Origin of the sequence: Opitutus terrae PB90-1 (assembly GCF_000019965.1) — a bacterium.
GTDB lineage: Bacteria > Verrucomicrobiota > Verrucomicrobiia > Opitutales > Opitutaceae > Opitutus > Opitutus terrae.
Genome location: NC_010571.1, coordinates 3,433,712 through 3,446,645, shown reverse-complemented (window position 1 = coordinate 3,446,645; position 12,934 = coordinate 3,433,712). Strand labels below are relative to the sequence as shown.

The window sequence follows — 12,934 nt, the reverse complement described above, 5'->3', positions numbered from 1 at the left end:
CCCGTCCAGAGCCGCGAAAAAACCCGTGCTGAAAAAGCCGCGGTCGGCGCCGATCAAGGCGAAGGCCGCGAAGCCGGCGCCGCGCGGGAAACCCGCACATCCCTCTCCCACCATGGAAAAACCCTCTAAGAAAACCGCTCTGCGCGACAGCATCCTGAAGCGCAAGACCTCCACCAAACCCATCGCCTTCAGCTTGGACGAAGTCCGCGCCATCGCGAAGACCGTGGGCAGCAAGTCGGGCGACGACGAGAAGTCGACGGGCAGGCCCGCCAAGCCGACCGCCGCCGCGAAAACCGCCGTGGCCATCGAGAAGCCCGCGAAGCCGAATCATATCAAGGCGGCCTCCCTGAGCGATATTCTCGGATTCAATCCGAAACGCTCCCGCGTCACCGCGCCCGACGATGTCGAGAAGGTGCCGGAGAAATACCGGCGTTACTACAAGCTGCTGCTCGACCTGCGCAAACAACTCACCGAAGGCATCGAGTTGCACTCTGAAGAGACGCTCAAGCGCTCGAGCAAGGAAGACTCAGGCGATCTCTCGAGCTACGGTCAGCACATGGCCGATGCCGGTACCGACACGTTCGACCGCGACTTCGCGCTCAGCCTGGTATCGAGCGAACAGGAGGCGCTGACCGAGATCGACGCCGCCATCAAGCGGATCCACGATGGCACCTACGGCATCTGCGAAATCACGCAGAAGCCGATCGCGAAGGAGCGGCTGCTCGCCGTCCCGTTCACGCGCTACTCGGCGGAAGCCCAGAAGGATCTGGAGAAGAACCGCTATCGCGCGCGCACGGCCGGCGGCCTCTTCGGCGAAATGGGCGAGGAAGGCGGCAAGATCATGGACGAGGAAGCCGCCGAGGAGTGAGGCGCGTTCGGTGGTAGATCTTTCGAGCTGCTGAACTACATTCATGACGGACGTTGCACCCCGCCCTGCCGATGCCCCGGAGGGCGGATCGAAAATCGAGAATCCCCGATCGAGATTCCAGCGGCTGCTTGATTACCGCCGTCTGCTCGCGATCGGGTTCGCCGTTCTGATCAGCGATCAGATCAGCAAGTCCATCGTCGCCGCTCGCCTGCCGTTTCCCACCTATGGCGAACCGGCGGCGATCACGGTGGTGCCCGACTTCTTCTACATCGTCCACGTGGGCAACACGGGCGCGGCGTGGAGCATGTTCTCGGGCCAGGGTATGCTGCTCGCGCTGCTCGCCGCGGCCACTCTCATCGCAATCTTCCTCTGGCGCCGAGCCCTCGGGCTCCGGGATCGCATGGCGCAAATCTCGTTCGGACTGTTGACCGGTGGGATCGCCGGCAATCTGGTCGACCGATTGGTGCATGGACACGTCGTCGACTTCATCGACCTGCACTTCGGCACCTACGTCTACCCGACGTTCAATGTTGCCGACTCGGGCATTTGCGCCGGCGTGATCCTCTACCTCTGGCACTCGTTCCGCGAGCCGGGGCGGGCAAAGTAGCGCGCTTACTCGACGTTCGCGATCTGCTCGCGCACGCGCTCGAGTTCGTTCTTCAGCTCGATGACGGCTTTGGAGATCGCAAGATCGTTGGCCTTGCTGCCGATGGTGTTCACCTCGCGTCCCATCTCCTGCAGGATGAACTCCGCTTTCCGACCGATCTCGCCGTCCGATTTGAGCAAGGCGGTGAACTGATCGAGGTGGCTGCGCAGCCGCGTGAGCTCCTCGGTGATGTCGCAACGATCCGCAAACAGCGCCACCTCTCGGAGCACGCGTTCGTCATTCACGTCGAGTTCAAGTCCCGCCTGCCGCAACCGCTGCATCAGCACCTCCCGATAGCCGGGCGCAACCTGAGGGGCGCGCGTAGCGATGGCCTCCACGTGGCCGCGCACGGTGCGCAAGCGCGCGAGAAAATCCACCAGCAGCGCCTCGCCCTCCTGCGCGCGCATCGCCACAAAGCCACGCAGCGCTTCCGCCACACTTTCCGTCACGGTAGCCGCCGCTTCCTCCGCATCGGGCAGCTCGGGTGTGATCCGCTGCGCGTTGGCGACCGACCACAGTAGCTCCGGCGTGGGTTCGAACGGCACCCCGCGCGCAGCCGCGAGCGCCGCAAGCTTGTCGAGCGTCGCATCCACCTCGGCGCTGTCCCACGCGATCTCGGGCGCGCCGCGCGCCCCCGTCAGCTCGATCGCAACATTCACGCGGCCGCGTGTGGCGACCTGGCGCACCTGTTCCGCGACGGACGTCTCCAGCGCCTCCCAATCCGAGGGCAGGCTGATCGCGAGATCCAGCGTCTTCCGATTCACCGCACTCACCTGCACGGTGAGCGAATACCCCGCGACCGCGGAGGTCGCCCGCCCGTAGCCTGTCATGCTGCGCATGGAGCAAATCACAAACGCCAAACGCCCAAACGCCAAACAAATCCGAATCCGAAGCTGCTCATTCCAGCTTTTTCACGATGGAGGAAAAGATGAGTTTCAGCTCGTGAGCCTCTTGTCGAAGCTGTCGCTGTGTCTCCTCAATTCCTGTGTTCCCCGCGGTGTAGACCAAACGCAACCAGAGCTGCGACTCCTTCGCTTCTTTGCGGCAGGTACGGAACTTCATCACGCGATCCTTTTCGCCCAGAGCCTCGTCGGCCTCGATACAATTGGCTGCCACGGATCCCGAAGCGCGAACGAGCTGCTTGACGTCCTCGATGTTCGAAATTGTCCGCGGAAGCTTCCGGACAAACGATCGTACGTCGATCGCAAAGACCGCCGAGCGCTCCTCCAAGTCCATCGGTTTTTCTGCCATTGAGCTTTCTTTGGCGTTTGAACCTTTGGCGTTTGGGATTTCGCGCTACAACGCCACGCCGAGCATTTTCGCCACTTGATTGACGTCCTTGTCTCCCCGTCCGGACAGGTTGATCACGATGATCTGGTCCGGCCGCAGCTGCTGCGCCCGCTTGATGCCGTGCACCAGCGCATGCGTGCTCTCGAGCGCGGGAATGATGCCTTCGAGTCGTGAACAAAGCTGGAACGTCTCGATCACCTCGTCGTCGCACGCGTAGGCAAATTCGATCCGGTTCCGCTCGCGATAGTAGGCGTGTTCGGGACCGATCGCCGCGTAGTCCAACCCCGCACTGACCGAGTGCGTCAGCTCGATCTGCCCGTCCGGATTCTGGAGAATGTACGTCTTCGCGCCCTGCAGGACACCCAGCTTGCCGCCTTCGAAACGCGCCGCGTGCTCGCCCCGCCGAATGCCGCGCCCACCCGCTTCGACGCCGATGAGTTTCACCTTCGGTTCGTCGAGAAATTCGAAAAAGAAACCAATCGCGTTCGAACCGCCGCCGACGCAGGCCACCATCTCGTCGGGCAGCCGCCCCTCGCGAGCTAGAATCTGTTCCTTCGTCTCCTGCCCGATCACCCGGTGAAAATCGCGCACCATCATCGGATACGGGTGCGCGCCGAGCGCCGAACCGAGAATGTAGTGCGTGCCGCGCACGTTCGTCACCCAGTCGCGCATCGCCTCGTTCACGGCATCCTTCAACGTCTTTTGCCCCGAGTCCACGCTCCGGACTTCGGCTCCCATGAGGCGCATGCGAAAAACATTCAGTGCCTGCCGCTCCATATCCACCGCGCCCATGTAGACGACGCATTCGAGGCCGAACTTCGCGCACACTGCCGCCGTCGCGACGCCGTGTTGTCCGGCGCCGGTCTCGGCGATGATCCGTTTCTTTCCCATCCGCCGCGCGAGCAGCGCCTGGCCGAGCGCGTTGTTGATCTTGTGCGCGCCGGTGTGGAGCAGATCCTCGCGTTTCAGGTAGATCTTCGCGCCGCCGCAGTGCTGCGTGAGCCGCTCAGCGAAGTAGAGCTCGGTGGGCCGGCCGGCGAACTCCTTCAAGTGCCGGCGCAACTCGGCCACGTAATCCGGATCCTTCTTCGCCGCCTCGTACGCTGCGCCCAGTTCCTCCAGCGCCGTCATCAACGTCTCCGGCACGAACACCCCGCCGTAACGGCCGAATCGGCCCGCGGCGTCCGGCAACGCGAAGCGATCATGAGGAGCGGTGGTGGCGGAGGAGGACATGCGTCCGCCAAGTGAGTAGCGCTCGCCGGCAGAGGCAAGCCCCGCGCACACCCTTGCGCCCTCAGCAGGCGCATCTCAGATTCTGACCTGGGCGTCTCGCCCGGGCGGTGGCCCGAGACTGGGAGGCGCCCTGGCCAGTTGCACGACGTGGGCTCACGCGCGCTTCACTGTAACCAGGGTCAAATCATCGCGCTGTGCCGCCGCCCCGGCGAACCGCTGCACGCGTTCAAGAATTCCATCGTTCAACTCCTGCGCGCTGCGGCCGTGCAGCGCACGCACCGCGTCGACCAGCCGAGCGCCGGAGAATTCCCGCCCCTCCTCGTTTGGCGCCTCGGTGACACCGTCGGTGTACAGCACCAGCACGTCGCCGTTCCGGAAGGGCACGGTGCGATCCACGATCACGCTCGCGAACACTTCGTCCGGCACCAATCCCAGCGGCATGCCTTCCGAACCGATAAACTCGCCCCCCGCCACGCCCGTCGCTGGATCGCGCCGCGCGACCAACGGCAGCTCGTGGCCGGCCCGCGCCACCGTCACCTCACCGCGCGCGGTGTCCACGATCGCATACAACAGCGTGATGAACGTGCCCGGTCGCATGTCGCCCGTCAGCGCGCGATTCAGCTCCGCCAGCGTCGCGGCGGGCGACTGGAATCGGGGCGCGATCTGCCGCAGACTCGTCCGGCAAATCGCCATGAGCAGCGAGGCGGGGATCCCTTTGCCCGAAACGTCCGCCACCGCGATGCCCATGCGCTGCTCGTCCAGGCGCAACAGATCGTAGAAATCGCCGCTGATCTTCTGCGCCGCCTGATAGCGCGCGTCCACGTCGAGCCCGCGAAACAGCGGCAGATCGTGCGGCAGCAGCATCTGCTGGATCCCGCTGGCGAGCGAGAGATCCAGATCGAGCTGCTGCTTTTCGATCTGCAGGTTCAGGAACTCGGCGTTGTGCAGCGCGAGCGCGGCTTGCTCGGCCAGCGACTGCATCAAGGAAAAATCGTTCGCGGTGAACGGCTCCCCATCCGCGGAGTTGGCGGCCGCCAGCACGCCGAAGAACCGGTCGCGAAACCGCAACGGCACCGCGATCACCGAGCGCACCTTCAGCGCTGGATCGTCGTGCCGTACGATCCGCGGATCCGCGGCCGCGTCCGGCACGAGTTGTCCCTGGCCGGACTGGACCACGGCGCCCACGATGCCCTCGTTGTCGGGGAACGTCTCCGTTTTCAGCACCTGCTCGATGAACCGCGCCCGCGTGGCGAGTTTCTCCCGCAACGAGGGTGGCAGCGGCCGGTGCGGCGGAAACAATCCTTCCACCGCCACGCTGCGCATCTGTCCGCCGCCCGTGCGCTCGAACAGGCATGCGCTCAGTGCGCCCGAGCACAGGATCGCGGCATGCACGATCCGCTGCGGCAGCTCCTCGCGCGTCGCTTCCTCGCCCAGCGCGGCGACCATGTGATGCATGAAATCCACGACGAGCTGCCGCTCTTGTGCCACCTGTTGGCGGCCCTGCTCCGCCGCCGCCGCGGCGCGCCGCGCGCGATAAAAAGGCAGGAGCATCGCGGACCCACCCAGCAGCGTGCCGAGGACGAGAGCGAAGATCATGCACCGCCAATCTGCTTCAACCCGCCGCCCCCTGCAACCGCAAGTGCGCGCGGCAAGCCGACCTCGGCTCTGTTCAGGAAACGTCCGCGATGCCGCTGGCGCGCTTTGTGGTGGAGCCGCCGTCCCGGCGGGCTGTCGATTAGCGGTAGTGCGTGAGTTGCCCGAACGCGCCCGCGACGGCGGGTTCTCACCTTTGACCACCTTGCGGCTCGCGCCCGCTCAGCCCTGCTGCACGCGGTTTTTCAGGAAGGCCAGCACGTCCTGGAACTTCGCGCGATTGCTCTCGTCGGCCGTGACCAGGTTCTCGTGGGCCTCGAGCACCAGCCGCGCGTGGTCCAACTCCGTCTGATCCCGGCACGGAATGGGCGTGGCCTGCGCGTCGAATGTCATCGGGAAATCCCCCGTCTCCACCGTGAGGAGTCGGTGCAGCCCGAGGTTGCGCACCAGCTCGAGATTTCGCGGGCCCATCCGCGCGAGCACCAGACTGCCGCCACCCGGCACTTTCTTGAGCTCCAGCGCGATGCCCGCCAGCACCCCGAGAAACGTGCTGTCCATGCTCGAGCAGTTTTGAAAATCGAACACGAACCGGGTTTTTTGCTGGCGCAACATCTCCGTCACGAACTCCCGCAGACAGGCGCTGTTTTGGAAACACGCCCGTCCGTTGACGCGCACGACCGCGGGGTCGGAATACGCGTCGACGAGATAGACAGGCTGCACCGCTGTATCTGGCATCGAAAGGGACGTTGTGTGGCCCGGTTGGGTCCGATCCAAGATCGTCCCAAAACCGCCCTACCGCAAGGTTCGCCGGAACTGTCTTACACGAGTTTGATGATTGCCAGCGAACATTTGCCGGAGCGTCCGCTCAGCGCCGCGCCAGAATCTGACGCAGCACATAGGGGAGGATGCCGCCATGCTGGTAGTAGTCGATTTCGATGGGCGTATCGATGCGGCAGCGGACGGGCACCATCGCCACGCTCTTGTCCGCGCGCGTGACGCGCAGCGTGAGATCCTGCTGCGGCTTCAACCCCGCGGTCAGCCCGAGCACGTCGAACACCTCGGATCCGTCGAGCCCGAGCGTCTGCGCGGTCGTGCCTTCCTTGAACTGCAGCGGCAACACGCCCATGCCGACCAAATTCGAGCGGTGAATGCGTTCGAAGCTCTGCGCCACGACCGCCTTCACGCCGAGAAGATTCGTCCCCTTCGCCGCCCAGTCGCGCGACGAACCGGTGCCGTATTCCTGCCCGGCGACGATCACGAGCGGCGTGTTGTTCGCGCGGTGCTTCATGGCCGCGTCGAAAATCGACATCTTCTCGCCCGACGCCTGGTAGATCGTGTTGCCGCCTTCCTCGCCGCCGAGCATGAGGTTCTTGATGCGGACGTTCGCAAACGTGCCGCGAGTCATCACGCGATCGTTGCCGCGCCGCGAGCCGTAGGAGTTGAAATTCTCGAACGTGACGCCATTCTCGAGCAGGAATTGACCTGCCGGCGAGGTCTTCTTGATCGCACCGGCCGGTGAGATATGGTCGGTCGTGACCGAATCGCCAAAGATGCCGAGGGCCCGCGCCCCGCTGATTTCCTCGATCTTGCCCGGCTGCATGCCGAACTTCGCGAAAAACGGCGGCTCCTGAATGTAGGTCGATTTCGGATCGAACCCATAGACGTTGCCGGTGGTCGACGGAATCTCGTTCCACTTCGGATTCTGCTCCGCGAAATCGCTGTAGAGCTTGCGGAACACCTCGGGTTTCAGGGCCGCGGCCATCTGGTCGCGCACCTCCTGCAGCGTGGGCCACAGATCCCGCAGGTAGACCTCCTTGCCGGCGCGGTCGCGGCCGATCGGCTCGTGCGCCATGTCGATATCGATCCGGCCGGCCAGCGCGAACGCGACCACCAACGGCGGCGACATGAGGAAGTTCGACTTGATGTTCTGATGGACGCGCGCCTCGAAGTTGCGGTTGCCCGACAGCACGGAAGCCGCCACCACGTCGCCCTTCAACACGGCGTCCTCGATCGCCGGATGCAATGGGCCCGAGTTGCCGATGCAGGTCGTGCAGCCGTAGCCCACGGTCTGGAATCCCAGCTCGTCAAGATACGCCTGCAGCCCCGTCTTCGTGAGGTAGTCCGTCACCACCCGGCTGCCCGGCGCGAGCGAGGATTTCACGAGCGGGTTCACCTGCAGTCCGCGTTCCACCGCCTTCTTCGCGAGCAACCCGGCTGCGAGCATCACGCTCGGATTCGAGGTGTTCGTGCAGCTCGTGATCGCGGCGATCAGCACGCTGCCGTGCCGCAGCTCGCCCGCGATCGGCTCCGCTTTCACCGCCACCGGGGTCGGCGTCGGCCGATTGTTCACCATTTCCCGCTCCGTGATGACGCTCGTGTTCTTCACATCGCGATCGGACTGCGGCGCCCGCTCCTGGCTGCCACCAGCGCTCAGCGGATGGGTCCAGCCCGCGCCGGCAACGTGCACGCTCTTCTCGAACTCGGCGGCGAGTTTGCCGAAGCCGTTCTCTTTGACCGGCCGGGTGAAGGCCGCGCGGAACTCGTCTTTCAACTTCGGCAGTTCAATCCGATCCTGCGGCCGCTTCGGGCCCGCCACGCTCGGCACCACGGTCGCGAGATCGAGCTCGAGGTCGGTCGAGTACTCGATTTGTCCCTTCTCCGGCATACCCCAGAGCCCTTGCGCCCGGTAGTAGGCCTCGTAAATCCGAATGTGCTCCTCCGACCGTCCCGTGGCGCGCAGGTAGCGCGTGCATTCCTCATCGACCGGGAAAAAGCCCATGGTCGCACCATATTCCGGCGCCATGTTTCCGATCGTCGCGCGATCGACCACCGGCAGCGCCGCCGCACCCGGCCCGTAGAACTCGACAAATTTGCCGACCACCTTCGCCTTGCGCAGCATCTGCGTGATCGTGAGCGCCAGATCCGTGGCGGTGACGCCCTCGCGCAACGCACCGGTCAGGTGCACGCCGACGACGTCCGGCGTCAGGAAATACACCGGCTGCCCCAGCATGCCCGCTTCGGCCTCGATGCCGCCGACGCCCCAGCCGATGATGCCGAGCCCGTTGATCATCGTGGTGTGCGAGTCGGTGCCGACCAGCGTATCCGGATAATAAACGCCGTTGTCATCGCGCAGTACGCCCTTGGCGAGGTATTCCAGGTTCACCTGGTGCACGATGCCGATGCCGGGCGGAACCACCTTGAAGGTGTCGAACGCCTGCATGCCCCACTTCAGAAACTGATAACGCTCCCGGTTCCGCGTGAACTCGAGCTCAAGGTTTTTCGCCAGCGCTTCGGCGCTCCCGGCAAAATCCACCTGCACCGAGTGATCCACCACCAGGTCGACCGGCACCAACGGCTCGATGATTTTCGGATCCCGGCCCATCCGCGCGACCGCCGCCCGCATCGCCGCGAGATCGACCAGCAGCGGCACGCCCGTGAAGTCCTGCAGGACGATCCGCGCCACCACGAACGGGATCTCCTCCGTCCGCTCCGCCTTCGCGCGCCAGCTCGCCAGATCGCGAATCGCGGTTTCGCTCACGCGCTTGCCGTCCGCGTTCCGCAGAAGCGACTCGAGCACCAGCCGGATCGACACCGGCAGCTTCGCCACGGTGAATCCCGCCTGCTCGAGCGCGGGAATCGAATAAAACGGATGCGACGCTCCGTTGGCGGAGAACGTCTGCAGGGTGTGGAACGGATTCGGAAGATTCATGATGGTGTGAAAACGTAGAGCCGGACGATCGCCGCCAGCCCTGACTCGCAGCCGCGGCGCGCGCCGGTCGAGCCGGACCTTAGCGGTTCAACGCCGCCTTGATCGCGTCAAAATTCGGCAGGTCCTTCGGCGTCGGCGTCTGCTCGGCGTATTTGATCACGCCATCCTTGCCGACTACGAACGCGGCGCGGGCCGCCGTGTCGCCGACCCCCGCCAGGTTCGGAAACACGACGTCGTAGGCCTTGATCACCTGCTTGTTCAGGTCGCTCGCGAGCGTGACCCCGATCCGGTTCGCCTTGGCCCATGCTTCCTGCGCAAACGGGCTGTCCACGCTGATCGCGATCACGTTCGCGCCGAGCTTCTCGTAGTCGGACAACCCCGCGCTCGTGTCGCACATCTCCTGCGTGCACACGCCGGTGAACGCGAGGGGGAAGAACAGCAGCACCGTCTGGCGCTGGCCGAAGTTTTCGCTGAGCCGGACATCCTTGAGACCGTCGGCGGTCTTGCTCTTGAGCGTGAAATCCGGGGCTTGGGAACCGATGGCGAGAGGCATGGATCTGGGAGGTTGAGTGTGGAGAACCCGCGCAGTGACGAAAGTCACGCGCCGCGCGAACGAAAGGTAGAACGCGCGCCGGGCGCCCGCGCAAACCGTTTTTCCGGAAAGAAGCCTCCTTTCTGTATTTGCCAAATTCCGGATAAGTTTTGTTTTGCGCCGTCCGGCCCCCGAACCGTTACTCTTCCGCCCTCCATGACCATCCTCGACGATCTGCAATGGCGCGGCTTGTATGCCGACTGCACCGACCTCGCGGCGCTCACCCAGCGCCTCGGCCAAGGCCCGGTGACGCTGTATTGCGGGTTCGATCCTACCGCCGACTCGCTGCACGTGGGCAACCTCGTCCCGCTGCTCGCGCTGCGCCGCTTCCAGTTGCACGGTCATCACCCGATCGCGCTGGCCGGCGGCGCCACGGGCATGGTCGGCGACCCCTCGGGCCGCTCCGCCGAGCGCAACCTGCTCACGCCCGACCAAGTCGCGCACAACATTGCCTCGATCAAGCAGCAGCTCGGCCGGTTTCTTGATTTCGACGCAACGACCAATCCAGCGCGGATGGTCGACAACTCCACATGGACGGCCCCCATCAGCTTCCTCGAGTTCCTCCGCGACGTCGGAAAACATTTTTCGGTTAACGCGATGCTCGCGAAAGAGAGCGTGCGGGCGCGACTCGAGAGCGAATCGGGCATCAGCTACACGGAGTTCAGCTACATGCTGCTGCAGGCGCACGATTTTCTGCACCTCCGCGAAACGATGAACTGCGAGCTCCAGGTCGGCGCGACGGACCAGTGGGGCAACATCACCGCGGGCACCGACCTGATCCGCAAAAAGCTCGGGGCGCCCGCCTGGGGCCTCACCTTCCCGCTGCTCACCAAATCCGACGGCACGAAATACGGCAAATCGACCAGCGGCGCGGTCTACCTCGATCCGAAACGCACGACGCCCTACCGGTTCTATCAGTTCTTTGTGCAGGCGGAGGACGCCGACGTCATCAAGCTGCTCAAGGTGCTGACCTTCCTCTCGGCCGAGGAGATCACCGCGCTTGATACCGACCTCAAAGCCAACCCCGGTGCCCGCGCCGCGCAAAAGGCGCTTGCCCGCGCCGTAACGACGTTGGTGCACGGCGACACGGAATGCGCCAACGCGATCCGTGCGAGCGAGATCATGTTCGGCGGCGGGCTCGACGGCATCAGCGAGTCGCTGTTTCAGGACGTCGTCGGAGAGATCCCGACCAAGGAACTTGAAGCCGCCAAACTCTCGGGCGCGGGTGCACCGCTCGTCGAACTGCTCGTCCACGCCGGGCTCGCGCCTTCGAAGGGCCAGGCCCGCAAGGACATTGACGGTGGTGGCATCTACGTGAACAATGCCCGCGTCGGCGAAGCGTCGCGTGCGGTCACCACCGGCGAGTTGCTGTTCGGCAAATATCTTCTGCTCCGCAAAGGCAAACGCACCTACACGGTGGTCAAGATCGTCTAGGCTCGGCGCCGTGCCCGAAGAGCGAGCCCCGGTGATTCTTCGCCCGTGAGAACCCGGTTCATCGTCAATCGCCGTTCAGGTCGCGCGAATCGCGTGCTCGCCGGCGTGCGCGCGTTCGCCGCGCAGCTGGGAGCCGCCGTGGTGCTGACGGAGCGACCACGGCACGCGCGTGACCTCGCTACCACCGCACTCGACGATGGCTGCGAGCTCATCGTCGCGGTGGGTGGCGATGGCACGATGAACGAGGTCGGCTCCGCCTTGATCGGCACCCCAGCCACGCTCGGGCTGATTCCCTGCGGCTCCGGCGATGGGCTGGGACGTTTCCTCGGGCTGCATGGCTCGCTCTCACATTCGCTCGAAATCCTTTGCTCGGGGCGGCCGCGACCGATCGACACGGGCGTCGCGGACGGCCACCCGTTTATCAACCTCGCCGGACTTGGCTTCGAAGCCGAACTCGGCGCACGCTTCAACCGCCTCGAACGCCGCGGTTTTCTGCGCTACCTGAGCACCGGCGCGCGCACATTGCACGCATGCCACTCGCAGCGGTGCACCATCACCGCTGACGATGCGCAGGTAAACGTCGACGCGTTCACCCTCGCCGTGGCGAACAGCGCGCAATACGGCAACAACGCCCTGATCGCGCCGCACGCCCGCGTGGACGACGGCCAACTCGACCTTTGCGCGCTACCAGCTGCCACTTGGTTCAACGTTCTCCCGCTGACGCTCCGGCTGTTCTCGGGGACGATCGATCGGGCCAGCGGCGTCGTGCATCGCCGCGGAACCCGGTTCGTGGTCGAACGCCCAGCGCCCGGACCCCTTCACACCGACGGCGAAATTCACGAGGCGGGCCGGACCGTCGAGTTCGCGATCCGTCCCGCCAGCCTCCGGATCATGTGTCCGGTGCCGTAGCCCACCCGACAACTCGCTTACGCGTTCGCGAAATACGGTAGCGCTGCCGCGGTCTGCTTCACCGTCGGCAGGCCTTCCAACAATTCGCCAATCGGATCCCAGCGTCCGTTTACCAGCGCATCCCGCGCCGATTCGCGTTGCGTGATCTTCACACTCTGGCCGGCGAAACGAACCTCCAGCTTCACAAGATCGATCACGACCTGCGTCTGCGGATCCTTCTCCACGGCCGCCGCGATCTTCGTGATGTCTTCGCGGCTCGCGGACACGCATGGAATTCCGAGCCCCGTGCTGTTGCCAAAAAAGATCTCGGCAAAGTTTTCCGCGATCACGGCCTTGAGTCCGTATTTCTGGATCGCCTGCGGCGCATGCTCGCGTGACGAGCCGCAGCCGAAATTCGAACCCGACAGCAGAATCGAGGCGCCCTTGAACCGCGGCTCGTTGAGCGGGTGCGGCTTGTCCGTGCCGTCCGCGTTTTTGCGGACGTCGTAGAACAGAAATTCGCCGAGACCGTCGAAGGTCACGCACTTCATGAAGCGCGCGGGAATGATGCGGTCCGTGTCGATGTCGTTGCCCGGCACGTGCACCGCGCGTCCGGCGATCTGGGTGATTTTTTCGAGAGCCATTTTTGGAAGGAGGAAGCTGCCCGCGAATCACGCGAAT

At 64.6% G+C, this 12,934-nt stretch carries 12 protein-coding genes; 4 read left to right on the top strand and 8 right to left on the bottom strand.

From position 1 onward, the window contains the following. Nucleotides 1–112: 112 nt before the first annotated feature. Complete coding sequence (locus OTER_RS13645) at nucleotides 113–868, top strand: TraR/DksA family transcriptional regulator (RefSeq protein WP_148218115.1); 756 nt, start codon at nucleotides 113–115, stop codon at nucleotides 866–868. Between the two features lie 43 nt (nucleotides 869–911). After that, nucleotides 912–1,475 (top strand): signal peptidase II, encoded by a 564-nt coding sequence (gene lspA, locus OTER_RS13640; RefSeq protein WP_012375507.1) that lies wholly within the window; start codon nucleotides 912–914, stop codon nucleotides 1,473–1,475. Nucleotides 1,476–1,480: 5 nt separating this feature from the next. Here the strand turns inward: lspA and OTER_RS13635 are convergent, their stop codons facing one another. The 7 genes from OTER_RS13635 to OTER_RS13605 form a co-directional block, all read right to left on the bottom strand. Then, complete coding sequence (locus OTER_RS13635; protein WP_012375506.1) at nucleotides 1,481–2,353, bottom strand: YicC/YloC family endoribonuclease; 873 nt, start codon at nucleotides 2,351–2,353, stop codon at nucleotides 1,481–1,483. 58 nt (nucleotides 2,354–2,411) lie between these two features. Further along, on the bottom strand, nucleotides 2,412–2,765 hold the full coding sequence (locus OTER_RS13630; RefSeq protein WP_012375505.1) for a four helix bundle protein: 354 nt from the start codon (nucleotides 2,763–2,765) through the stop codon (nucleotides 2,412–2,414). Between the two features lie 45 nt (nucleotides 2,766–2,810). Then, the gene (trpB, locus tag OTER_RS13625; RefSeq protein ID WP_012375504.1) at nucleotides 2,811–4,037 is read right to left on the bottom strand and encodes a tryptophan synthase subunit beta; all 1,227 of its coding nucleotides are present in this window, start codon (nucleotides 4,035–4,037) and stop codon (nucleotides 2,811–2,813) included. 153 nt (nucleotides 4,038–4,190) lie between these two features. Next, nucleotides 4,191–5,633: a PP2C family protein-serine/threonine phosphatase gene (locus OTER_RS13620; RefSeq protein WP_012375503.1), complete on the bottom strand. Its 1,443-nt coding sequence runs from the start codon at nucleotides 5,631–5,633 to the stop codon at nucleotides 4,191–4,193. Nucleotides 5,634–5,852: 219 nt separating this feature from the next. Then, a complete protein-coding gene (locus tag OTER_RS13615) occupies nucleotides 5,853–6,365 on the bottom strand; it encodes an STAS domain-containing protein (protein WP_012375502.1) in 513 nt (170 codons plus the stop codon). Between the two features lie 130 nt (nucleotides 6,366–6,495). After that, the gene (gene acnA, locus OTER_RS13610; protein ID WP_012375501.1) at nucleotides 6,496–9,339 is read right to left on the bottom strand and encodes an aconitate hydratase; all 2,844 of its coding nucleotides are present in this window, start codon (nucleotides 9,337–9,339) and stop codon (nucleotides 6,496–6,498) included. A 79-nt stretch (nucleotides 9,340–9,418) separates the two neighbouring features. Beyond that, nucleotides 9,419–9,892 (bottom strand): redoxin domain-containing protein, encoded by a 474-nt coding sequence (locus OTER_RS13605; protein ID WP_012375500.1) that lies wholly within the window; start codon nucleotides 9,890–9,892, stop codon nucleotides 9,419–9,421. 195 nt (nucleotides 9,893–10,087) lie between these two features. Between OTER_RS13605 and tyrS the strand changes: the two genes are divergently transcribed. Both tyrS and OTER_RS13595 read left to right on the top strand, forming a co-directional pair. After that, on the top strand, nucleotides 10,088–11,365 hold the full coding sequence (gene tyrS / locus OTER_RS13600; protein ID WP_012375499.1) for a tyrosine--tRNA ligase: 1,278 nt from the start codon (nucleotides 10,088–10,090) through the stop codon (nucleotides 11,363–11,365). A 45-nt stretch (nucleotides 11,366–11,410) separates the two neighbouring features. Beyond that, entirely contained in the window at nucleotides 11,411–12,274 is an 864-nt protein-coding gene (locus OTER_RS13595; RefSeq protein ID WP_012375498.1) for a diacylglycerol/lipid kinase family protein, read from the top strand. Nucleotides 12,275–12,291: 17 nt separating this feature from the next. Here the strand turns inward: OTER_RS13595 and leuD are convergent, their stop codons facing one another. Next, nucleotides 12,292–12,897, bottom strand: coding sequence for a 3-isopropylmalate dehydratase small subunit (gene leuD, locus OTER_RS13590; RefSeq protein WP_012375497.1), 606 nt, complete (start codon nucleotides 12,895–12,897; stop codon nucleotides 12,292–12,294). Nucleotides 12,898–12,934: the final 37 nt, after the last annotated feature.